This window comes from Micromonospora jinlongensis, assembly GCF_013410645.1.
In the GTDB taxonomy this organism is placed as follows: Bacteria; Actinomycetota; Actinomycetes; order Mycobacteriales; family Micromonosporaceae; genus Micromonospora; species Micromonospora zamorensis.
This window is the reverse complement of record NZ_JACCHK010000001.1, coordinates 6,197,869-6,220,468: the sequence shown is the minus strand read 5'-3', so window position 1 is coordinate 6,220,468 and position 22,600 is coordinate 6,197,869. Positions and strand designations below refer to the sequence as shown.

The window sequence follows — 22,600 nt, the reverse complement described above, 5'->3', positions numbered from 1 at the left end:
GCGGGACCGCAGCATGGGAACCGAGCCTCGTCACCGGATGGATCCGTCGTGCTGCCTTGGGTCGCAGCGATCGTCGCTCGCGACGACACCTCGATCACCGTGGCCACCGGCATAGACAGTGCAATCTGCGGAGAGCCCACGCGTTCCCCCGAGGCGACGATCACCCATCAGGACGAGACCCAGGTGGTTATTTCGGTGACCACGAGAATCGTGCGAGCAGAAGAGGACGAATGCGCCATCACCGGTTACGCTGCGCCCGCTTTCGTATCGCTGCAAGAACCCCTCGGTGACAGAGTTCTGCGCGACGCCGCCGCCGCCCTGCCGCATCCGACCTACTACGAGCGAGATGTGCCGGACCTCCTTGCAGACAAGCGGTGGGATCCTTCCGGAGGACACCTGAGGACCGACGAACGCTGGCTTCAGAGCTTCCGGGATCCTCGCGGCACGATGCTGCTCCTCGACGCGCAGCCCACAACTAGGGTGCACCGGTCGGCCACTATCGCCACGTTCCCAATCCGCTCACAGCAAGGCATCATCACTCGCTACGGCGCAGCAGGCTCTTGGACGGTCTGGTGGGAGGTCGGGCGGGTCGCCTACTCACTGTCGCTCATACCGCCCGAGAGTCATGGCTTCACGCTGAAACAGTTCAAGCAACAACTCGCCGGGCTTACGTGGAGTTGATCGTGCCACGCTGACAACACCAGGCAGGCATCCTCTCCGCCTAACGCCGTCGAACCTGTGCCATCCCGATGCTCCTCTGGACGACAAGTGGAGCAAGTTGCACCAGCAGGCCAAGGCCGGGCCGGTCGCGACCAGCGTTCCCAGGGTCGGCAGCTTCCTCACCTACTGGCTGAACGAGATCATCGAGCCGTACCGCGCGCCCCTGACCTACGCCACCTACAAGACGTTCGTTCGAAGGACAAGCGGCGCTGCTGTGCGGTCGGCCGCTGCTGCCAGGCCGTCCCGTCGACGCGCACGGTCGGGGACATCCGGGCCGCGTTGCGGGCCGCCCTCACCCACGCCCAGGCCGAGGACCTCATCACCAAGAACCCGGCCGTTGCGGTCACCCTGGCCATCGTCCGTCGTCGACGAGGCAAGTCGTGGTCGAGCGACGAGGCGCGCAGTTCCTCGAATCGGCCCGCGCAGACGAGGACCCTCTCTACGCCGCCTACGCCCTGGTCCTCGTGACCGGCCTACGCAAGGGCGAGGCCCTGGGACTGACGTGGGAGGACGTCGACCTCGACGCTGGAGAGCTGACAATCGGCCGCCAGTTGCAACGCCTGCGCGGGCAACTTCTGCACCGAGACACCAAGACCCAGGCTTCCGACGCCACACTCCCCCTTCCCGACATCTGCCTGACGGCACTCAAGCTGCGGAGCGATCAACGCAACGAGACAGAAGCAGCCGCCGGCAACGCTTGGCACGAGAACGACCTGGTATTCACCACGCGCTATGGCACACCGATCGAGCCGCGCAATCTCCAGCGCTCCTGGCAAGCCCGGTGCGACAGAGCAAAGGTCCGCCCGATCACCGTCCACGACGCACGCCGCGCCTGCGCCACGTTGCTGGCCGACCTGGACGTCCACCCCCGAGTCGCCATGCAGGTGCTCCGGCATGCCCGCTTCTCGGTGACGATGGAGATCTACACCCAGGTCTCGTCGAAGGCGACCCGCGACGCACTCAGCGGCTCGGCGATTCTCTCGGCTGCTGACACACCAGTCGGCCAGGCCGGGCAGCGGTGACGCTGGTGCTCCTTCAGCTCTCGCTAGCGTTGACGCCTGGCAGGTCGAGGTAGGCCAGCAACCGCAGAACACCGGCGAGGTGTTGCAGGTCGTGCCAGAGCGCCGGCACGTGGTCTGCCGGGCGGCGCAGCAGTGCATGTAGCTCTGCCACGTCGTCACTACACTGCCCGACGTCGATTCCTAATTCCGGAACGTCTCTCAGGTCGAACGCGGTCCCCAGGTCGACGTTCCAGTAGAGGTCGACATCGACACGGGACAGATCGATCTCCGTGCCGAACCGCTCCTCCACCATGTCCAGCAGCACGCCGCACACCCGGCGAAGGTCTTGGACCTTCAGCACGTCCGTCACGTTCACCGCCCTCCCGGCAGCGCCACACACAGACCCAACGACCCCGGTTGCTGTACTCAGCTGCTGTACAGGCAGCAAAAAGGCCACCCCCAATGAATGGGAATGACCTTTGACCTGCGTGAACTGAGAGTGGGCGATGCTGGTATCGAACCAGCGACCGCTTGGGTGTGAAACAGGACGCCGGGCCCGCTCTGACCTGCCTGAACGTGTAGTCACAGGTAGGGGTGGGTGCATTTGAGCGCCGTTCAACGCCGTTGGATGCAGTTCAAGCCGTTCAGGGCGCCCCGCTGCTCCCAGTCCGCTCCACCTATCCGGGCCTGGCACCGCTCCCTTGCAAGTCACAGGCAGCACCAGCAGTACAGATCCTCGCCCGCGTCCCGCGCGCGCTTAAGCAAGGGCGGCAGCATCTGCCTGCGGACGGTGACAGCAGAAGCCGCGTAAACGGGCGTACCGTCGGAGCATCTTCCGGCCTGGTCACACACGGTCGAAATGGTAGACAGAACGGCGGCGCGAAGGGGTCAGCTGATGGCCAGTGGAGACGAGGATTCGGACTCGCGTCGAGACAGCGGTGGGTTCCTGCGCTGCGTGGAGCTGACCGATGACGACGCGGACCGGTCCGCCTATCCGTTTACGCTGCCCGTCGTCGCCGGCCTACGGGCGGCCGGCCAAGTGGAGCTGGATCCGGCGGTGACGTTCCTGGCCGGAGGCAACGGCACCGGCAAGTCAACTTTGATCGAGGCGATCGCGGTAGCGGCGGGGTTCAACCCCGAGGGCGGATCCGCCAACTTTCGGTTCAGCACGCGGGCCACCGAGTCGTCTCTTGGTGAACACCTACGACTGGTACGCGGCACCCGGAAGCCGCGCACCGGGTTCTTCCTGCGGGCCGAGTCGTTCTACAACGTGGCCACCGAGATCGACCGCCTTGGTGTCGTCGACGGCTACGGTGGCACCAGCCTGCACGAACGATCCCATGGCGAGTCGTTCCTCGACCTGGCCACCCACCGGTTCAAGCCTCAGGGCCTGTATCTGCTCGACGAACCGGAAGCCGCCCTGTCCGTGCATGGCTGCCTGGCGTTGCTTGCTCGCATTCGCGACCTCACTCAGGCTGGTGCACAGTTCGTCATCGCCACCCACTCCCCCATCCTGCTGGCCGTCCCGCACGCCAGGATCCTGCAGATCGAACCCGACGGCGTTATCCGTCACGTCGACTACGACGACGCTCAGCCGGTAGTCCTGACCCGCTCGTTTCTGGCCGACCCGCAGCGTTACCTGCACCACCTGTTCCGCGATGGCAACTGAACCCGGGCGAGACAAAGAGCCTGGTGGGTTGGTCGGCCTCCGGTCGCCCGGTCCCGTGTCCGCGCCTTCCGTGATGGCCATGAACTGGGATTATGGTCGAGTAATGGCGATCGGTGCTCTCTTTCGTGGTCGCTCGCGGGCGATGGCCAGGCGTCCGGTCGCGAATTCGCCGAAGTCGCTGTCACGCCGTCTGCCCGGCGAGTGAGCCGAGCAACGCAGTGTCAGCTGGAATCAGGGCCGAGGCGTCGCATCAGCACCGCGTACCCGCGCCCCGAGCCGACGAAGCCGAGCTTGCGGTAGAGCGCGAGAGCTGCCGGATTGGTGTCACTCACCCGGAGGCGAACCTGGTGAAAGCCTGCGGAACGAGCCCTGCGGAGGGCGTGTGTGATCATGGCGGTGGCGACGCCACGGCGGCGCCAGGAAACTCGGCTGCCCAGACAGTGCAGCACTGCGGTGGGTCTCTCCGTGTCGTCGGCGAGCGCAAAAAGGAAGCCGGCCACCGGGTTCTCGGCCCCGTCCGCCTCCACGAGCACCAGGCAGGACAGGTCGGGCAGGAATCGGGGGTGCGCGATGGCGTGCGCTGGCCAGGTGCGCTGGTCTGGTCGGATCGCGGACGGGCTGTCGGCGTATGCCTCGTTATGGGCCAGCCGCGCCAGCTCCTCGTAGCGCTCGTCGACAGGGCTCGACACCAGGCCAGGCGGCAGCACTTCTGTGGGCAGCGACTCCGGCAGCGCCAGGACCAAGTCCCGCTCGTGCCGGACCAACTCGAAGCCGTGCCGGGCCAGCAGCTCGCGTCCGACGCGATCGTTCTCGGCGCACCGCGTGCCGAGGACGGCCGCCTGCGCGGATCCGCGGGCCTGCCGCACCTGCTCGGCCTGTCCGAGGAGCCAGTGGTACAGCTCCGCACGGACGTCGCTCGCGGTGTCGGGACGGACGACATTGGCCAGCCGGATCCGGAGGACATGATCGACCTCGCCCATCTCCGCGACCTCCCCGTACGCGGCGACGTCCCCGTCCTCATCGCGGCCGACCCGGGTACCCGACCCGAGTTCCGGCCCGAGAGTCGCCAGCCGTGTCGTGACGTCGTCGGCGTGCTGCTCGAGGCCGACGGGCGCAACCGCCTCGACTCGCCGGAACAGGGCTGCCAGCGACACCGCATCGGCCAGCGTGGCGGGTTTCCAAGGCGGGATCTTCATCGACAGTCATCTTATCGGGCCGACGCCTCGCGCGGGGGGCCGGTCGCGCAGCATCGGGTTGGCAGGGTGGCGGCTGGACAAAGATCAGGCATGTCCACAGTCAAGAGAGGAACGGCTGGATGGTCCGGTCGCCGGCTTCCAGTCCCTGGCGGCTCAGCATCTCCCTGGTCAAAGCGCCCCGACGGGCGGTGTTCAGTCGAGCGGTCGGTTGTATTCGTGGAAGCCGACGACCTTGCCGTTCCGGACCCTAACGTGAATGCGGTGCCGGGCCGCGTATGGCTCATTGAAGAAGACACCCCGAGCCCATTCCTCGAAGACGACGCGATCCTCGGCGACGGTCTTGGAGATCACCTCGACCATGTCGAGCCGGCTAGCACCAGGTGCGAACACGCTGAAGAACCCGACCAGTTTCTCGCCCTCGGCCCCGGTGAAGCGGGCCGGTCTGCGGGGCCAGGAGGATCACGTCCACCTCATCGTCAAACAGGTCGAAGAAGCACTCTACGAACTGCACCTGCGCCGAAGACCACGCGCTAGCCGTCAACCATCCGGTCGGTGAACTGCTCGCGGACGCAGGTCGGCTACCCGCCTCGCTGCGTTCGGATCGCCGCGCTCAGGGACGCCTGGTTACGGGCAGCGGGCCAGCGCTGCGGACGATGTCGCGGTAGACGGCGAGGGCGGGCTTGGGTCGGTAGGTGTCGGTGACGATGCCCAATGTCCCGGTGGGTTCCGTGGAGCTGCTGTCGGCGTCCCTGAGGCTGAACAGTTCGTAGTGGGTAATGTTCATTGGCTCCTGTTCGGTGAGGATGACGCCGAGCATGTCCGACAGTGAGTCGCACTGTGCCTGCTCGGTGCGCGGTGACCCGCTCGGGGTGCCGTTCTCCACGATGTGGATGGGAATGCTGGGCGGGATGTGCGCGCGGGGCAACGACGCGCCCCGCAAGTGGCGCAGGGCGTGTGTGGTGAGGGATGCGGTGTCTCCCGGGTTGCCCCGCGGGGCGACGGGCGAGAAGGCGTCGGGGTACAGGCCCAGACCGACGTAGTCCACGTAAGCCGCGAAGTCCTGGTACGGGACCGAGGAGAGATACGACCAGAATTGGTCGTCGCCGCCCAACCATTCCGGTGGTTCGGCGACGGAGAAGCCGATCTGCACGTGCTGGAGACCCTGCCGGTCCAGTGCGGCGCGTGCGTGCGGAATGCCGAGGGTAAGGGCTTCGAGGACGCCGGGTGCGCTTCCGTCGATGAGCGGGATGGGGAAGTTCGGCTCAAGCGTCACCTGGAGGTACCGCGTCAGGTGACCGTAACGGTCGATGACGGTGTCGAGGAAGGCCAGCCATCCGGAGAGGTCGGCGGCCCGGGGGATGTAGCTGACCACGAGGTCCAGCTCGCGGTTTCCCTCGACGTACCACTCGTCGGGCATCGTGAGGTGCGCGAGTTCGTGTTCGGCGCCGAGCGAGGTGACGAGGTCCGGCGGTGCCATGTCACCGAGGAAGTGTACGTACTCGCGGATGACGAAGGGGCGACCGTCCGGAAGGTCGTCGACGAGGTGGCGGATCGCGGCGACATCGGGTGGGTGGGAGCAGATCGTGCCGGCCCGTCCGCCCGGATAGATACCGAACTTCACGCTTCTGCACTCCCGTATTGGTCGGTTTGCTGGGTTGGCCAGCCGATCTCGCGCGCACAGATCCGCCGCACCAGGGTCCTGATCCAGGTGGCTTCGGTGGCGACGATGGTGCGCCAGTAGGCGACCTCGAGCATGTGCACTTCGAGTACGTCACCGTCGGGCAGCCCCGAGAGGGCAGCCAGTTCGTGGTCGAGCCGGTCGGCGCGACCGTCCAGGATGCACGCCGCCTGGTCGATCGGGAGAATTCCGACGTAGGCGACCGCCATGACGAAGTCCACGGATGCGGCTTGGGTGTCGCGCACCCCAGCCTCGACCTTGTGGCGGAAGTCGGCGAGACCTGCGGCAGTCAACTCGTAGGTCGTACGTGGCGGCCGGTTTCCCACTCGCTCGGGCAGCCGGGGGGAGACCATGCCTGCCTTCTCGAGCGCCTTCAGCAGGGACGTGACCGTGCTGCGGGTGACCGATAGGTGTCCGTATCGCTCGCGTAGGCGTGTCGTGATGTCGTAGCCATGCGCCGGCTGCTCGACGAGGAGTCCGAGGATCGGCAACACCAGGCTGTTCCGTGACGCGTCCAAGGGCACCCAGGCAATTTATAGACGTATACGTCTAACCGCAAGACCGTGCCGCGCGCCCGAGACAACGGCCATGCTGCGCATCGCCAACGCACCACCCCGGCTCGATGCCCGGATATCGACATAAACGGACATCACCGGAGCGGGCAGCCCGCCGCACCACGGCTGACATCTTCGGGTCCGCCGTGACCGACCGGTCCGACACTCGCCCCGGCGTTAACCAGCAAAACCGAGGGTTTCCATCCGGCCGCTGCGGGCGGCCCCGATGAGCACGGACCCCGGAACCGGCCCACTTCCGCATTCGGCTCAGCTCTGTCGGCCAAGGCCCGCGCGAAAGCTGTCCTGTCACCGGCCTTCTGCTTCGACCAGGTGCTGATTGGGAGGCGTGGTTCATCGCTCGTCACTTTCAGCCTCGTCGCTGATCTGCCGAACTTCCGCAGCTGCCCAGCTCGTGGGCGCAGACGGCCGGGCTCAATTTCGGGTCACTCCTGCGGCGCGATCAGCCGGTCGTCGGTGGCGTCGCGGACGCACGAGTCGGCGGCGTCGAGGATGACATCGGCCGGGGCGACGACGTCGGCCAGCGGCGCGGACAGGCCGTCCACCAGGCGGAAGTGCTCGGGCGCGGCACCGGCGCAGATGGCTCGTGCCGATGCAGCGGCGCGAGTCCACGCCGATCCGCCAGACGGTACTCACCAGGCCACCGGCATTCCGAGCAGGCCCCGCACCAACATAAGTACTCGTTGCCGTCCGGGAGCCTGCGCCGCTACCTGAGGTCGCCCCGGCCGCCGATGGTGACTGGTGGCCGGGGCGTCGGTGCGGGGTTTGTCAGGCGGGGGGGCCGATGAAGTAGCCGAGCTGGTCCATGATGGTGTGGGTTTGGCCTGAGCTGTTGTTGTAGATGTCGACGCCGGTGCCGACACCGACCATGGTGGCGTTCGCGGCGGTTTCGCGGGCGACGAAGTTGACGTTCGAGGCTGTTGGCCGCTGTTGGCCGCCGGGGTGCGCGATGAGCACGCCGGCGGTGGTGGGAGCGGTTACGGTCAGGTTGGCCACTACCGCGGTGGGCGTGGGGCAGGCGGGGTTGCAGACCTCTGCCACGACGACGGCGGGCTGGATGCGGAAGGTTTCCCATGCTCGTAAGGGGCTGTTCACGGTTCCTCGTCCGGTGCCGTCGCGGGTGTCCAGCACCCGCACCGGGTCGAGTGGTACGAAGGTGTGCGTGGCGGACGGGCTGAACCAGCCGGCGAGGTCGGCCACGACGTGGGTGGTGCCGGAGCTGGCGTTGCGGATGTTCACCCGGCCGTTGACGACAGGCACGGTGACGAGGTTGGGGATGGTCTGCCCGGCGACGTAGTTGAGGTTCGAGGCGGTGGGCACGCTAGCGCCGTAAGGAAAGAGGGTGAGGAAGCCGTTGGCTGTCGGGCCAGTCGCGGTCACGTTGAGCACGGCGGCGGTCGCGTCGGCTGGCAGTTTGCTGGAGAGGTCGAGGGTGCGGGTGGCGTTGGCGGCAAGGGGTCCGGACGTGCCCTGGCGGGTGTCGAGGACCCGGGTCGGTGAGGTGGAGGCGTAGCCGGAGCCGGACGTGGTGTAGACGCCCTGAAGGTCCGCCACCAGGTGCACCTGCCCGAGGCCACGGTGGGTGAAGGCGATGTGGCCGCTCTTTATCGGCACGGTGACTTGGTTGGCCACCGTCTCCCCGGGAACGAAATTCACGGTGGAGACATTCGGCACGGCGAGCCAGGGATAGACGATGAGAAATCCAGGCTCGGTCGGCTGAGTGACCGACACGTTGAGCACCACCGCGGTGATGTCCGCGACGGGCACTCCGCCGAGGCTGGTGATCGGCATGATGATGCTGCCGTCCTGCCCCACCGGCTGCTTCGAGGTGGTGCCAAGGCCGGTCCGGGTATCGAGAATCCTTGTCGGGGTCACCGGCATGAACCGCGCTCCGACGACGGTGCAGGTATGCGAGCTGTAGCTGTCGCCCCCTCGGAGGTCACGCTGACTGCCGGTGATCGTTACGCAGATCTGACCGCCTCGGCGGAAGGTGCGCTCCACGGAGTTGGAATCGGTGACGTGCCAGTAGCGGTTCTCGGACAAGTCGCTGCCGTAGAACATGTAGGCGTACTTCGCACGTTGCTGCTCGACGGGCCAGGATGAGCGAATGCCGGCCCCGGCCACCACGTCGAGCGGGCCTGCGCCGGCCTTGCGGCGCAGGTACTGCGGGTCGGTCTCCCGTGGGCCCTGGGCTTCCACGGCGCCTCGGTCCCGGTATCCGCTGCCGGTGCCCGTGTTCGCGATCGCGGGGTCGTCGGCGTACGAGTTGTCGAGCAGGTCGGTGTCCAGCGTTCCCCGGGCGTCTGCGGCAGCCGAGTCGCGAGCCGGTGACGTCGACCCGAGCCCGTACCACTCGGACCAGTTCATCCGGGTCAGCAGCAGCCGCGGGTCGGCGTGCAGGTCGTGGGTGCCTTGCCCGGTCGCCGCGGTGAAGGACGTGAGGGAGTCGTGTGCCTGCCCGGACCAGGTGTAGATCGGTGCGCCGCTGACCGGGTCGACGAGGTTGTAGTCGGCGGTGGTGTCGCTGGCGGAGCCGTTGTCGACGCGGATGGCGCTGGCCTGTGCCAGGTTCGTGCACGCTTGACGCGACTTCGATGTCTGCACGATGTTGTTGCGCAGCAAGGCGCCGGTGGAGCCGGCGGTCAGGTCGATCCCGGTACGGCAGTCGGTGACGACCGTGTTGCCGGTGATGGTGAGCCCGGGCGAGGCGGTGGTGCGCAGTCCGGAGTCGATGAGCTGGTTGCCGGTCACCGTGACGTTCGTCGTGCCCGGGTCAAGGTCGACAGCCGGCCCCGAGGTGTTCTGGATGAGGCCCCGGCTGATCGTCACGCCGTCGGAGACGCCGCTGACCTCAACCCCGGTGGGCGCAGACAGACCACTGTGGATGGTGATCTTGTTCAGCGTGACCCGGCTGGAGTCGACCACGACGATGGCGTCGGAACGCTCAGCGCCGTACACGTCGAAGCCTTCGATTACGACGTCGTGCACACCCGAGACCGTCATGACCGCGCCGCTGACGGCGCCCGTCTGGTACGCGCCGACCCGGACCGCCTCTTGGCCGACGTAGACGGCGCGGAACGTGATCGGCGCTGACTCGGTTCCGGACCGGTTGAACGACACGTTTTCCTGGTAGACCCCCGGCTGCACCAGCACCGTCTGGCCCGGCCCCGCTACCGCCGACGCGGCCTGGATGGTGCAGAACGGTGTCTCCGGACTGCCGTTCTGCACACCCGTCGGCGAACAGTACGTCTTACTGACGTACAACTCGGAGGCCTCGACCGCCGCCGCCGCAGTCGCCAGCGCCGCCGGACCAACCAGGCTGGCTGTGGCGAACAACGGCACGACCGCGAGCCCGGCAAGCACACGTCTTCTCATCACACAGCCCCCGCAACCGTTGATCATGTTTACGCCGCGGCAGCCTATCCTGATCGCCCGACGAACACGGGCCGCCGAACGGGTTAATAGTCACGTCGCCTGGTGCACGAACGGCCCTGGCAGCCTTCCCCACGCTCTGCGTGCCGTGCTCGACGCAACTTGCGCGGCCTGCTTGCCGACGTCGCGTTGCTCGTCCCATGGCTGATCGGCAGCGGCCACAGCGCCGAACAGGCAGAACAGTGGCTAACCCAGCTTCCCGCATGGACGGCGACTGGACGTCGGGTCCTGGACGACTTCGCGTCAAAGACTGCAACGAAGTGGGCCGCCAAGTCCAGGCAGAGCACCGAGTTCTGGGTGCACGACCTCGCAATGTGGACCGGCGAATGGGCCAACTATCGGGCCCACGTCGCCAGTCAACCGTGAGCCACAGATCGAGGGCACCCTCTCGTAATGTGGGCGCCGGTAGCGGTAGGACTCCGCAACCAGCCAGCAGACCCGCTCGGGACCGCAAATCAGGTCACTCAGCCGGGCAGGTCCATGGAGGCCCGAACCGAGAACCAGCCGCGCCGCTCCCAATCTGCTCCCAATGTAAGCTGCACATGCCGCAAAGCCCGTTACCGACTGATTCGGTAACGGGCTTCTGACCTGTGCAAACTAAGGGTGGGCGATGCTGGTATCGAACCAGCGACCTCTTCGGTGTGAACGAAGCGCTCTCCCACTGAGCTAATCGCCCTCAGCGCCACTGACTCTACCCGATCGTGGAACCGGACCGGAAATCCGGGGTCAGTGCGTCGCGAGGTAGTGCATCGCCGCGGCCACCACGTCGATGCCGAGGCTGTACTTGAGGGACAGCCAGACCACTGTGCCCACGAAGACGAGGCCGACGGAGCCGAGCACGATTCGCACCGCCAGTGACTGGCGGGTCACCCACTGTGTCCATCCGTGGACGTGTCGGCGGGTGAAGCCGAGCAGCCGACGCGCCCAGTGGAATTCGACGGCCCAGATGCCCAGCCCGGCGATCACCAGCAGCCAGCCTGGACCGGGCAGGGGAATGAGAGCGATGCCGATGGTCACCACGAGCGCCCCGGCGATCGCGATGAAGATCTTGAGTGCGATCCGGCCGGTGGGATTGGCCCGGATGAGATCGAGGGTCACCGTGATCCGCTCCCGCCAGCGGGGGCGGCGTGGTGGGTCCTGCACGGCGGTGCCGCCACCGCCGCGACCGGAGCCGCCGAGCGGTCGATTCGCGTTCCCGTTGGCAGGGGGACCGACGGTCGACCGGTCCGCGCCTCGGCCGTTCGGATGATCGGCATCGGACGCCGGCCGACCGGCCCGTTCGGGCTGCTCCATCGGCACTGCGTACCCCCGCTTTTCGGCTGCTCGGACCGCGACGTTCGGCGGGCCGGGCGCCGCCGACGGATCCATTGGGGATCTCTTCGTCACCATTTCACCCCCCAGTGTCGCTCGGGCCCGTCACTGCAACGGCCGACTGGACGTTACCGGAGTAAGTCGACGACTGAACCACCCGATGCCGGGCGGGATCACGCACTGGGCAGAACCGGAAATTCTACGCGAATTCTCGTATTCACGCGGCCTTTCCGTCCCCCTTCCCACCACTGGGTGAAGTCAGCGTATGGCGGAGCGTAGCCAGGAGTAGCACCTGAGTATGGGAAAAGCGGGACACGCGCGTTCCGCAGCGGTGCCGGGGGGAGAACGTCCATGAGTGTCATCCGACCGACGACCGTAGAGGTCGAGACGTCGCTAAGGCTCGTCGCACCTGACGCCACCGCCTTGCCGGTGCGTGCCAGTCTGCGTTACGACCCTGCTGACCCGTATGCGGTCCATGTCCTGTTCCACGCCGAATCTGCCGGCGGCGAGGCGGTGAGCTGGTCCTTTGCCCGCGAACTGCTGGTCACCGGCCTGGACGAGCCAGCCGGCATCGGGGATGTGCGGGTCTGGCCCTGGGCCACACCGCGCGGTGACTTCGTCGCGCTGGCCCTCTCGTCACCGGACGGCAACGCCCTCTTCGAGGTGCCGCGCAGCGTCCTGGTGCGTTTCCTTCGACGGACGTACGTCGTCGTCCCGCGCGGCCGTGAGGCCGAGCACCTGGACGTCGACACGGCGGTGAACCGGCTGCTCGCCGGTCGCTGAGCACCGCCCGAACGGGCAACACCGGCCACACCGGGGCCGCGCGGATCTGCCGAGTCCGCGCGGCCCCGGCACACCCTGGGAGGTACGCGGGCAGCCCGACCTGGGTCAGCCGGTGCTCAGCCGTGCGTGGTGATGCCGCCGTCGACGGGGATGACCGCGCCGGTGAGGTACGCGCCGGCGCGCGACGACAGGTAGATGGCGGTGCCGGCCATGTCCTCGGGGCGACCGATGCGGCCCAGCGGCACCTGCTGCTCGATGGCGGCCCGGCTCGCCGGGTCGTCCAGTGCGAACGCCATCATCTTGCTCTCGAACGGGCCGGGCGCGATCGCGTTGACGGTGATCTGCTCGCTGGCCAGTTGGTGGGCCAGGCTGCGGGTGAGCATGTGCACGGCCGCCTTGGTGGCCGAGTACGCGTACACCTCCATCCACGGCACCCGGATGCCGTCGATCGACCCGATGTTGATCACGCGGGCCGGGTCGTCGGCGCTGGCGGCGGCGCGTAGCGCCGGCAGCAGCGCGGTGGTGAGCCGGAAGACGGCCTTGACGTTGACCGCCCAGAGCTTGTCGAACGCGGCCTCCGGGTAGCCCTCCAGCGGCGCGCCCCAGGTGGCGCCGGCGTTGTTGACCAGCACGTCGAGGCGACCGACGCGCTCGCGCACGGCGGCGGCCAGCGCCTCGGCGCCGCTGTCGTCGCCCAGGTCGGCGGGGATGGCCTCGCAGCGACCCTCGGCGGAGAGTTCCTTGGCGACCGCCGCACAGACGTCCGCCTTGCGGGACGAAATGATCACATGGGCGCCGGCCCGGACGAACCCCTGGGCGATCATCAGACCGATCCCCCGCGAACCGCCGGTGACCAGGACCGTCTTGCCTTCGACCGAGAACAGCTGCGTCATGCCCATCCCATCGCGAGTCGGCGGAGGCCGCCGGCCGGGCGGGCGGCCGGCGGTGCGCCGGGCGGACCGCGGACCGGACGGCGCTACCGCCGGGTAACGTAGCCCGGCCACGAGGATCGCGACAAGCCCGCATCGACGCGCGGGTTTCGCTGCACGCGTCGATCGGGATGCGATGACCTGCGGTTCGGGCTACCGTCGCAGGCGATGGTCTCCACCGGTCCCTCCCCCGCGCCACCGATCGGAACGGCGTCACCCGTCCCCGACGAGATAGCCACGTTCGCGTTGGCCGACCTCTCCCCCGACCCGCGCTGGCGTCGGCCCGTGATCGTCGAGCGGGAGCTGCTGATCCTCACGACGCGTGGGCACGGCGACGCCGAACTCGACTTTCACCCGTTGCCCTGTCGGCCCGGCACGCTGCTGCGGGTCCGCGCCGGCCAGGTGCTGCGCTGCTCCGGTCCGCAGTTCGACGCCACAGTGGTCGCCTGGGACCCGGAGGCGCTGCGCGGCTTCGACGTCGACCTGGACACGCCGGTGACCTGGCGGCAGTTGGCCGGCGAGGACGAGGACGCGGTGATCACCGAGGTGAGCCAACTGGTGGTGGACTGCCAGCGGCATCCCGACACCGTCGCCGCTCGCGCGCTGCTCCGCCACCAACTGGCCGTGCTGCTGCTGCGGCTGGCCCTGGGCAGTGCCGACCGGTCGACGCCCCGCCCCGAGGACGAGACGTTCCACCGGTTCTGCCGGGAGGTGGAGCACGGCTACCCGCACACCCGGCGGGTGGAGGATTACGCCGCCGAGCTCCGCTGCTCGGTGCGGACCCTGACCCGGGCCTGCCTGGCCGTCACCGGTCGCAGCGCCAAGCAGGTCATCGACGAGCGGGTCGCGTTGCAGGCCGGCCGACTCCTCGCCGCGACCGACCAGCCGATCGCCCAGATCGGCCGGCACCTCGGCTTCTCCGAGCCCACGAACTTCGGTCGCTTCTTCACCCGGGAGGTCGGCGTCAGCCCCGGAGCGTTCCGGGCCGCGCGGGACCAACCGGCCGCCCGGGTGATCCGGCCTCGGCCGCCGACCGAGCCGACGGGCGCCCACGGCGGCGGTTTCCGCGTCGGCGGGTCGGCCAACGGTTCTCACACCACGCGACCCGGGTCGCCCACCACACCGACCAACGGCACCGGGCGGGCATGATGACAGGGTGCAGATCTCCGCGCGCGGCGACTACGCGGTACGGGCAGCGCTGAGCCTCGCCACCGCGTACCCTTCGCTGCTGTCCACCCAGGCCATCGCCGCCGAACAGGACATGCCCCGCAAGTTCCTGGAGGCGGTCCTGGCGGATCTGCGCCGGGCTGGCATCGTGCGCGCCCAGCGCGGTGCCGAGGGCGGCTACACGCTGGCCCGACCGCCGCGCGAGGTGACCGTCGGCGCGGTGCTGCGGGCCGTCGAGGGCCCGCTCGCCGGCGTACGCGGGCTGCGCCCCGAGGAGACCCGGTACGAGGGTTCGGCGGAGAACCTGCCCGGCCTGTGGGTGGCGGTGCGCGCCGCCGTGCGGCGGGTCGTCGACGAGGTGAGCCTCGCCGAGATCGTCAGCGGTCGGCTGCCCGCCCACGTCCGCAAGCTCACCGCGTTGCCCGACGCCTGGGAGCCACGCTGAGGACAGGGCCGCCGGCCGGCGGCCCTGTCCTCAGCGCCTCACCGCCTCACCGCCTCAGCGGCCGAAGAGCTTGTGCAGCCAGGCGAGCTGTTCGAGCTGGTGGTGCGCCTCGCCACCTTCGTGGTCGTTGAACTCGTACACGCGCACCTCCTTGTCGCCGCCGTAGCGGTGGTAGGCGGCGAAGCAGGTCGAGGGCGGGCAGGTCGCGTCCATCATCGCGATGGAGAACAGCGCGGGCGCGGTCGCGCCGGGTGCGAGCACGGCGGCGTCGACGTACGACAACGTACGGAACACCTGGCTGCTCTGCCCCCGGTAAAGCGCGAGATACTCGGCGACCTCGCCGTAGGGGCCCTGACCGGCGACCTGGACAGCGCGCGGGAAGTCACACAGGAAGGGCACGTCGGGCATGGCCGCCGCCACGCCCGGGGACAGCGCGGCAACCGCCAGCGAGAGGCCACCTCCCTGGCTGATGCCGGTGACGACGACCCGGTCGGGGTCGACGGCGGGATGCTCCCGGGCAGCCTGGGCGAACCGGACCGCGTCGGTGATCAGTCTGCGGTAGTAGAAGTCCTCCGGGCTGGTGACCCCCCGGGTGAGGAAACCGGGAACGGTGCCCGCCGGATAGCGGTGCGGGTCGGCGGTGTCGCCGGGCGCGGCACTCCAGCCCTGACCCCGGCTGTCCATGATGAGGTGCGCGAAGCCCGCCGAGGCCCAGAACAGTTTCTCGTGCGGCAGGCCACGACCACGGCCGTACCCGAGATACTCGACCACGCAGGGCAACGGCCCGGTGGCATTCGTCGGCAGGTGCAGCCAGCCGTGCACCTGCTCGCCGCCGTAGCCGGCGACGGTGACCGACCAGGTGCGGATCTGGGTGAGACCGGTGTCGACGGGCTCGTACGTCGCCTCCACCGGTGCGTCGACGCGAAGTGTCCGCTCCCAGAAGGCGTCCAGGTCCTCCGGAACGACCAGATCGGGTCGGTACGCCCAGCACTCGGCGAGGGTGAGATCGCTCAAAGCCACAGCTTGGCCTCCGTGACAGCAGGATTGTCAGTTGTCCGTGGGTGGTGAACCTTCGGCCGCGACGCGGGACCGCGGCACGCCGGCTCGTGCTCCGAGCGCTACCGGGCGTCCGCCATCGCCGACGCGAACCAGCCGGTGATGGTGCTGGGGTGGGTGATCGCCGTGCCCACCACCACCGCCCACGCCCCGGCCCGCAGCGCCTGCGCCGCCTGGGCCGGGGTGTGGATCCGACCCTCCGCGATCACCGGCACGTCGATCGCGGTGGCGAGCTGAGAAACCAGGTCCAGGTCCGGGCCGGGCTGCTTGCTCGTGTACGCGGTGTAGCCGGAAAGGGTGGTGCCGACCAGATCGGCGCCCGCCGCCGCGGCGGCGATCCCCTCGCCGAGCGTGGAGCAGTCGGCCATCACCAGAGCCCCGGTCAATTCGTGGACGGCGGCGATGGTGTCACCGAGGGTTCGGCCGTCCGGCCGTGGCCGCGCGGTGCCGTCGAGCGCGACGACGTGCGCGCCCGCCCGTGCCACGGCCAGCGCGTGCTCCAGCGTGGGGGTGATGAAGACGTCGTCGTCGCCGTCCTTCCACAGCCCGATCAGTGGGAGGTCGACCGCCTCCCGGATGGCCGCGATGTCCGCCACACCCTGGGCGCGGATGCCGGCGGCCCCGCCCTTGGCGGCGGCGAGAGCGACCCGGCGCATCGTGTCCGGGGTGCGCATCGGCTCACCGGGGTACGCCTGGCAGGAGACGACGAGGCGGTGGCGGAGATGCGCGATCAGCTTGTTCATGCGGTGCCCTCCCAGGCGAGTGAGGCGGCGCCGAGCAGCGGGGCGTCCGATCCGAGGGTCGAGGCCAGCACGGGCACGTCGACCAGGCTGGGCAACGTCTCCCGCCGCACGGCGTCCCGAAGTGCCTGCCACCAGAGGTCACCGAGGCCGGCGACCCCGCCGCCGATGACGACGGCAGCGGGATCGAGCATGTTGACCAGTCCGCCGACAGCCGAGCCGACGGCAGCCCCGCCGAGCAGGACCACCTCCCGGGCCGTCGCGTCGCCGTCCGCTGCGCGCGCGGCCACCGACCGCAGGTCGTCGACCGGCTCGCCGGTGCGCCGCGCGTACTCCTGGGCGAGGCCGGGCCCGGAGGCGATCGCCTCCAGGTGCCCCTGACCTCCGCAGGTGCAGGGCAGCTGCCCGGCGTACGGCGACGGTTGGTGGCCGGCGTGGCCGGCCGCGGAGTGGGCGCCGGCCAGCACGGTGCCGTCGACGACGAACGAGGCACCGATGCCGGTGCCGACCGCGAGAAAGAGCGTCGTCTGGTGGCCGGCGGCCACCCCGTGGCGCGTCTCGCCGAGGGCGTGCGCGTGCACATCGTTGATCACCGTGACGGGCAGGTCCAGCAGCTCGCGCAGTCGTCGTCGCAGATCCGTGCCGGCCCAACCGGCCAGGGCGTCGGTGGCCGAGAGCACCAGGCCGGTCCGGTGGTCGATCACTCCGGCACTTCCGACTCCGACGGCACGGACGCGTGTCCCCGTCGCCCTCGCCCGCAACCGATCGACGAGATCGGCCGCGGTGTCGAGGATGGCGGTCGCCCCGGCCCGACCAGGGGTGGGGGCGGTGGCCCGGTGGATGACCTCGCCCTGCCTCGTGACGAGGGCGGCAGCCGTCTTGGTGCCCCCGATGTCGAGCGCGGCTACCGCCTCGTCGACGACCGGGGGCTTGCGTACCTTGGACATGGCTAGAGCAGCCCCGCCAGCTCCAGCTGGGCACGAACCCGCGCCGTCTCGTCGGCGTCGAGCGGTCGCATCGGCAGCGACACGGTGTTGCTGTCGATGACACCGAGCAGGGCCAGGGCGGTCTTGAACGCGCCCACGCCCCGGGTCGCCCCCGCCGCCGTCGCCGGGTCGGCCGCGTCGACGATCCGGAACAGCCGGGTCAGCCGGTCCTGCTCCGCGCGGGCGGTGTCCCAGTCGCCGTTCACGCAGGCCCGGTGCAGTCGCACATAGCCCGCCGGGTCCACGTTGGCCAGGCCGGGAACCGAGCCGGAGGCGCCAGCGAGCATCATCGCGTCGACCACCACCTCGTGCCCGGTCAACAGGCTGAAACCGGCGTCCGGCGCGCGTTCCGCGATCGCCAGCACCAGCTGGCGGAAGGCGACGTCGTCGCCGCTGGAGTCCTTGACGCCCGCGAGGATGCCCTCCGCCGCCAGCTGGCTCAGCAGACCCGGGGAGAGCTTGGTGTGCACGCAGACGGGAATGTCGTACGCCAGCAGGGGCAGCTCGACCGACGCGGCGAGCGACCGGAAGTGACGCTCGACCTCGTGCGGGCCGACGATGGCGTAGAAGGGTGCCGTGGCGACCAGGCCGTCGACGCCCAGGCGCGTCGACACGTCGGCCCGGTCGAGGACCCGGCGCGTGGTCGGCTCGATGCAGCCGGCGATGACCGGTACGGCGCCTGCGACGGTCTTCACGACGACCTCGAGAGCCTGGTCCCGCTGGCTGTCGGTGAGGAAGACGGTCTCGCCGGAGCTGCCGAGGGCGAAGATGCCGTCGACGCCTGCGCCGAGCGTCCGCTCGATGAGCCGCTCCAGGGAGGCGACGTCGACCGCACCCTCCTCGGTCAAAGGGGTGACGACCGGCGGCACGACTCCGGCGAACCGCGGGGCAGGGGTGGTCACGCTGTCTCCTCGAGATGTAGGGGGGTGGTGCGGCCGGTCGCTGCTCTGGCGAGCTCGACCAGCTCCGTGTTGCTGGATCCAGCGGGTACGGGGTGGTAGCACCGGAACTCGTGGGAGCCGTCACCGCCGGCGCCCGACTGGACCGGCGGCATCTCGATGGCGCAGCCGTCGGTCGCCTTCCAGCACCGGGTGCGGAACGGGCACCCGGTCGGCGGCTTGGTGGCGAGCGGGACGGGGCCGACGAGCGGGATGGGATCCAGGGGCGAGAGCAGACCCGGCGTGGCGGAGAAGAGCGCCCGCGTGTACGGGTGCTGCGCGACCTCGGGAAGCCCGGCGGCGGGTGTCTGCTCCACGATCCGGCCCAGGTACATGGTGACCACGCGGTCACTGATGCGCTTGACCGTCTGGATGTCGTGCGAGACGAAGACCATGGCCAGGTTCAGCCGCTCCTTGAGGTCCAGGAGCAGGTTGAGGATCTGCGCCCGCACCGACACGTCGAGGGCGCTGGTGGGCTCGTCGGCGATGACCAGGCCCGGCTCCAGGGCCAGGGCACGCGCGATGGACACCCGCTGGCGTTGACCACCGGAGAGCTGGCTCGGCAGGACGTCGGCGACCGACCGGGGCAGCCCCACCAGGGCCATCAGCTCGTTGACCCGCTCCTCACGCTCCTTGCGGGTGCCACGGCGGTGCACGTCGAGCGGATCGCGCAGGATGTCGCGGACCGGCATGCGCCGGTTCAGCGACGTGGCCGGATCCTGGAAGATCATGCCGACGCCGGCACCGATGTGCTGCCGTCGTTCCGACGCGTTCATCGACCAGACTTCCTTGCCGGCGAAGGCGACAGTGCCGCTCGTCGGCCGCTGGAGGCCCACCAGCACCTTGGCCATCGTGGACTTGCCGCAGCCGGACTCACCGACGACCCCGATGGTCTCGCCGGTACGCACGGTCAGGTCCGCGCCGGTGAGGGCGTACACCCGCTCGCGGCCGAACAGGCCGCCACCGCGGGTGCGGTGAACCACGTGCACGTCGCGTAGCTCGACGATCGAGTCGTGCGGGGCTGTCGCGCTCATCGGGCCAGCTCCTCTTCCCTGACGGTGACGGCCGGGTGGTGACAGGCGTACCGGTGGTCGGCGGCGCCCTCCAGGCGGGGCGTCTCCGTCCGGCAGACCTCGGTCGCCATGGGGCAGCGATCGGCGAACCGGCATCCCGCCGGGAAGTCGGCCGGCGACGGCACCACACCACGGATCTGAGTGAGCCGCTCCGCACCGGCCTCAAGGGAGAGGACGGAGCCGAGAAGACCCCGGGCGTAATGGTGTGCCGGTGCCCCGACCACGTCGGCGGTGACGCCGCTCTCGACGATCTGCCCGCCGTACATCACCACGACGCGGTCCGCGACGTCGCTGACCAGCGCAAGGTCGTGGCTGACCAGGATCAACGCGAAGCCCAGCTGGCCACGCAGCCGCAGCAGCAGCTCCATGACCTGCGCCTGGACCGTGACGTCGAGCGCGGTGGTCGGCTCGTCGGCGATGATCAGGCGCGGGTCCCGGGACAGCGCCATGGCGATCACCACGCGCTGCCGCTGCCCGCCGGAGAGCTCATGCGGGTACGCGGACAGGGTGCGCCGCGCGTCCAGGCCCACCAGTTCCATCAGCTCCTCGGCCGACCGGGTGCCGCCTCGGCTGATCATCTGGGCGAGCTGGGGGCCGACGCGCAGTGAGGGGTTCAACGCCGAGAGGGCGTCCTGGTAGACCATCGCGATCTCGCGGCCCATCAGGGCACGACGTCGTTTGGTGCTCATCGTCAGCAGGTCGCTGCCCGCGAAGCGGACCTCGCCCCGGACCCGGGCTCCCTGCGGCAGCAGGCCCATCACGGCGAGCGAGGTCAGGGACTTGCCCGAGCCGGACTCTCCCACCAGGCCCATCACCTCGCCGGGGCGGACGTCGAAGGTCAGGTCGTCGACGATGTCGACACCCCGGTGGCGCCCCTCGAACCCAATGGACAGGTTCCGGACCTCCAGGACGGGCTCACCCTGCGGGAGCGGACGGGCCCGCTCGCGCAGCCGCTGCGCCGCCTCGGGCAGGCCGGGCAGCTGCACCACCTCACCGGAGCCGGGCTGCGCCTCCTCCTGCGCGTCGCCGACCTTCGTCGCGGTGGCACGCCGCGCCGCCGGGGCGGCCCAGGCGTCGGACATCCCCTCGGAGAGCACGTTCAGGGCGAGCACGGTCAGCAGGATCAGCAGGCCGGGGAAGAACGTGGCCCACCAGCCACCGATCTGCACCATCTCCTTGCCGAAGGCGATCACCGAACCCCACGAGGAGGCCGCCTCCTGGGGCGCGAGCCCGCCACCGATGAAGGAGAGGGACGCCTCGAACACGATCGCGTCGGCCACCATGACGGTGACGAAGACGAGGATCGGGGCGGCGCAGTTGCGCAGGATGTGGCGCCAGAGGATGTGCGGTCGTCGGGCGCCGATGATCCGTTCGGCCGCGACGTAGTCCTCCCGGTACTGCGAGAGCACGTTGGCGCGCACGATACGCGCGATCGATGGGACGAAGACGAAGCCGATCGCGACCACGAGGACCACGAGGCTGTTCTTGCCGAAGGAGATGATCAGCAGCGCGGAGAGCACGATGGCGGGGAATGCCATGACGACGTCGAGGCACCGCATCACGATCTCGTCGACGGCGGGCCGGCTGGTTCCCGCCAGCGCGCCGAGAATCGCGCCGACCACCAGGGCGATGCCGGCGCTGCCGAAGCCCACGATCAACGAGCGTCGGGTGCCGGCGACCAGCCGCGAGAACACGTCGCGTCCGAGCTTGTCCAGGCCGAACCAGTAGTCGCCGTTCGGGCCGGTCAGCGCGGGACCGAGCCCGGCCTGCGCGGGGTCGTGCCGCAGGAGCAGCGGCGCGAAGATGCCCACCACGACGATGAGCAGGACGAAGCTCAGTGCGATCCGGGCGGTGACGCTGAGCCGTTTGAAGGCGATGCCGGGAGCCGACAGCCGGGCGGTGAGTGTTCGACGCATCAGTGGGCTCCGCGCAGTCGAGGGTTGGCGAAGAGGTAGAGGATGTCGACCACCAGGTTCACGAAGACGAAGCAGATGGCGATCGTCAGCACGGTTCCCTGCGCGAGGGCGGTGTCGTTCTGCTGCACCGCGCTCATGATCTGGGTGCCCATGCCGGGCAGCGAGAAGATGGCCTCGATGACGACAGTGCCGCCCAGCAGGTAGCCGATCCGCAGGCCCAGCACGGTGAGCGGGTTGACGAGCGCGTTGCGCAGCACGTTGCGTCCGATCACCACGCGGGGCGGCAGCCCGGCGCCGATGGCGGTGCGCACGTAGTCCTTGTCGAGTTCCTCGACCATCGACGTCCGCACGATTCTGGCCAGTGAGCAGCCGACCGGGACGGCGAGAGCTAGCGCCGGCATGGCGAGCGACTGGAGCCAGAGCGAGAACGAGTCACCGGGGTTGACGTACCCGCCGGTTGGGAAGACGGGGCGGCGGACCGAGAACTCCTGGATGAGCAGGAGGGCCAGCCAGAACGACGGCATGGCGATACCGGCCATCGAGACGAAGCGGATGACCTGGTCGGGCCAGCGGTCCCGGTACAACGCCGCGGTGATGCCGAGGGCCAACGCGATGATCAGCGCGCCGACGATACCGAGGGCCGTCAGCTGGATGGTCAGCGGCAGCGCGGTGGCGATCTTGTCGGCGACCGGGACGGACGGCGGGAAGGTCATGCCCAGATCGCCCCGCAGCAGGTCGCCCAGGAAGTGCAGGTACCGCAGGGGCAGCGGGTCGTCGAGGCCGTTGGCGGCCTTGAACGCGGCCACCTGTGCGGCCGTCGCCTGGTCGCCGAGGACGGACAACGCAGGATCGATCGGGGAGAACTGCATGATCACGAAGACGAAGATCGTGATGCCCAGCACCAGGGGTATCAGGGTCAGGAGTCGTCGCGTGACCAGGCTCAGAACGCTCAGCATGGTGTCTTTCTTTCGTCGAGGGCCGCCGGGAC

The 22,600-nt window shown here is 69.3% G+C and carries 20 protein-coding genes, 1 tRNA gene and 1 pseudogene; 6 read left to right on the top strand and 16 right to left on the bottom strand.

Annotated elements, in window-relative coordinates; translation table 11 throughout:
* Positions 1–48 precede the first annotated feature (48 nt).
* A complete protein-coding gene (locus HNR22_RS28015; protein ID WP_179782872.1) occupies positions 49–681 on the top strand; it encodes a hypothetical protein in 633 nt (210 codons plus the stop codon).
* An 82-nt stretch (positions 682–763) separates the two neighbouring features.
* Positions 764–1,711: pseudogene (locus tag HNR22_RS31940) on the top strand (tyrosine-type recombinase/integrase); the annotation flags it as partial.
* A gap of 44 nt (positions 1,712–1,755) precedes the next feature.
* Here HNR22_RS31940 and HNR22_RS28005 read toward each other — a convergent pair.
* Positions 1,756–2,091 carry a hypothetical protein gene (locus HNR22_RS28005; RefSeq protein ID WP_179782871.1) on the bottom strand — a complete coding sequence of 112 codons (336 nt, stop codon included), beginning with the start codon at positions 2,089–2,091 and terminating at the stop codon, positions 1,756–1,758.
* Between the two features lie 585 nt (positions 2,092–2,676).
* On the opposite strand from HNR22_RS28005, the gene HNR22_RS28000 reads away from it, so the two are divergent.
* Positions 2,677–3,390 (top strand): AAA family ATPase, encoded by a 714-nt coding sequence (locus HNR22_RS28000; protein WP_343059991.1) that lies wholly within the window; start codon positions 2,677–2,679, stop codon positions 3,388–3,390.
* A gap of 221 nt (positions 3,391–3,611) precedes the next feature.
* Here the strand turns inward: HNR22_RS28000 and HNR22_RS27995 are convergent, their stop codons facing one another.
* The 7 genes from HNR22_RS27995 to HNR22_RS27960 all read right to left on the bottom strand — a co-directional run bounded on the left by HNR22_RS27995 (position 3,612) and on the right by HNR22_RS27960 (position 11,636).
* Positions 3,612–4,586, bottom strand: a complete 975-nt coding sequence (locus HNR22_RS27995; protein ID WP_179782869.1) for a GNAT family N-acetyltransferase — start codon at positions 4,584–4,586, stop codon at positions 3,612–3,614.
* A gap of 192 nt (positions 4,587–4,778) precedes the next feature.
* On the bottom strand, positions 4,779–4,946 hold the full coding sequence (locus tag HNR22_RS27990; protein ID WP_179782868.1) for a hypothetical protein: 168 nt from the start codon (positions 4,944–4,946) through the stop codon (positions 4,779–4,781).
* A gap of 250 nt (positions 4,947–5,196) precedes the next feature.
* Complete coding sequence (locus HNR22_RS27985) at positions 5,197–6,207, bottom strand: hypothetical protein (protein WP_179782867.1); 1,011 nt, start codon at positions 6,205–6,207, stop codon at positions 5,197–5,199.
* Positions 6,204–6,788: a helix-turn-helix transcriptional regulator gene (locus HNR22_RS27980; RefSeq protein WP_179782866.1), complete on the bottom strand. Its 585-nt coding sequence runs from the start codon at positions 6,786–6,788 to the stop codon at positions 6,204–6,206. Before HNR22_RS27980 ends, HNR22_RS27985 begins: the two co-directional genes overlap by 4 nt.
* Positions 6,789–7,604: 816 nt before the next feature.
* Positions 7,605–10,211, bottom strand: coding sequence for a right-handed parallel beta-helix repeat-containing protein (locus tag HNR22_RS27970; protein WP_179782865.1), 2,607 nt, complete (start codon positions 10,209–10,211; stop codon positions 7,605–7,607).
* A gap of 661 nt (positions 10,212–10,872) precedes the next feature.
* Positions 10,873–10,944, bottom strand: a tRNA-Val gene (locus HNR22_RS27965).
* A 50-nt stretch (positions 10,945–10,994) separates the two neighbouring features.
* On the bottom strand, positions 10,995–11,636 hold the full coding sequence (locus HNR22_RS27960; RefSeq protein WP_246381011.1) for a TIGR02611 family protein: 642 nt from the start codon (positions 11,634–11,636) through the stop codon (positions 10,995–10,997).
* Between the two features lie 294 nt (positions 11,637–11,930).
* On the opposite strand from HNR22_RS27960, the gene HNR22_RS27955 reads away from it, so the two are divergent.
* Positions 11,931–12,362 (top strand): SsgA family sporulation/cell division regulator, encoded by a 432-nt coding sequence (locus HNR22_RS27955; protein WP_007457244.1) that lies wholly within the window; start codon positions 11,931–11,933, stop codon positions 12,360–12,362.
* A gap of 116 nt (positions 12,363–12,478) precedes the next feature.
* Here HNR22_RS27955 and HNR22_RS27950 read toward each other — a convergent pair whose 3' ends face one another.
* On the bottom strand, positions 12,479–13,255 hold the full coding sequence (locus HNR22_RS27950; protein ID WP_179782863.1) for a glucose 1-dehydrogenase: 777 nt from the start codon (positions 13,253–13,255) through the stop codon (positions 12,479–12,481).
* A 204-nt stretch (positions 13,256–13,459) separates the two neighbouring features.
* Between HNR22_RS27950 and HNR22_RS27945 the strand changes: the two genes are divergently transcribed.
* Entirely contained in the window at positions 13,460–14,440 is a 981-nt protein-coding gene (locus tag HNR22_RS27945) for a helix-turn-helix transcriptional regulator (RefSeq protein ID WP_179782862.1), read from the top strand.
* 7 nt (positions 14,441–14,447) lie between these two features.
* Positions 14,448–14,903, top strand: a complete 456-nt coding sequence (locus HNR22_RS27940; protein WP_030333674.1) for an RrF2 family transcriptional regulator — start codon at positions 14,448–14,450, stop codon at positions 14,901–14,903.
* Between the two features lie 54 nt (positions 14,904–14,957).
* On the opposite strand, the gene HNR22_RS27935 is transcribed toward HNR22_RS27940, so the two are convergent.
* From HNR22_RS27935 to HNR22_RS27905, 7 genes are all read right to left on the bottom strand, one after another.
* Positions 14,958–15,923, bottom strand: coding sequence for an acetylxylan esterase (locus HNR22_RS27935; RefSeq protein ID WP_179782861.1), 966 nt, complete (start codon positions 15,921–15,923; stop codon positions 14,958–14,960).
* A gap of 98 nt (positions 15,924–16,021) precedes the next feature.
* Complete coding sequence (locus HNR22_RS27930) at positions 16,022–16,702, bottom strand: N-acetylmannosamine-6-phosphate 2-epimerase (RefSeq protein ID WP_179782860.1); 681 nt, start codon at positions 16,700–16,702, stop codon at positions 16,022–16,024.
* On the bottom strand, positions 16,699–17,646 hold the full coding sequence (locus tag HNR22_RS27925) for an ROK family protein (RefSeq protein WP_179782859.1): 948 nt from the start codon (positions 17,644–17,646) through the stop codon (positions 16,699–16,701). The genes HNR22_RS27930 and HNR22_RS27925 overlap by 4 nt, the downstream gene beginning before the upstream one ends.
* Positions 17,647–17,648: 2 nt before the next feature.
* Positions 17,649–18,587: a dihydrodipicolinate synthase family protein gene (locus tag HNR22_RS27920; RefSeq protein WP_179782858.1), complete on the bottom strand. Its 939-nt coding sequence runs from the start codon at positions 18,585–18,587 to the stop codon at positions 17,649–17,651.
* Positions 18,584–19,657, bottom strand: coding sequence for an oligopeptide/dipeptide ABC transporter ATP-binding protein (locus HNR22_RS27915; protein ID WP_179782857.1), 1,074 nt, complete (start codon positions 19,655–19,657; stop codon positions 18,584–18,586). Before HNR22_RS27915 ends, HNR22_RS27920 begins: the two co-directional genes overlap by 4 nt.
* Entirely contained in the window at positions 19,654–21,612 is a 1,959-nt protein-coding gene (locus HNR22_RS27910; RefSeq protein WP_179782856.1) for a dipeptide/oligopeptide/nickel ABC transporter permease/ATP-binding protein, read from the bottom strand. The genes HNR22_RS27915 and HNR22_RS27910 overlap by 4 nt, the downstream gene beginning before the upstream one ends.
* Positions 21,612–22,568, bottom strand: a complete 957-nt coding sequence (locus tag HNR22_RS27905; RefSeq protein ID WP_179782855.1) for an ABC transporter permease — start codon at positions 22,566–22,568, stop codon at positions 21,612–21,614. The genes HNR22_RS27910 and HNR22_RS27905 overlap by 1 nt, the downstream gene beginning before the upstream one ends.
* Positions 22,569–22,600 lie beyond the last annotated feature (32 nt).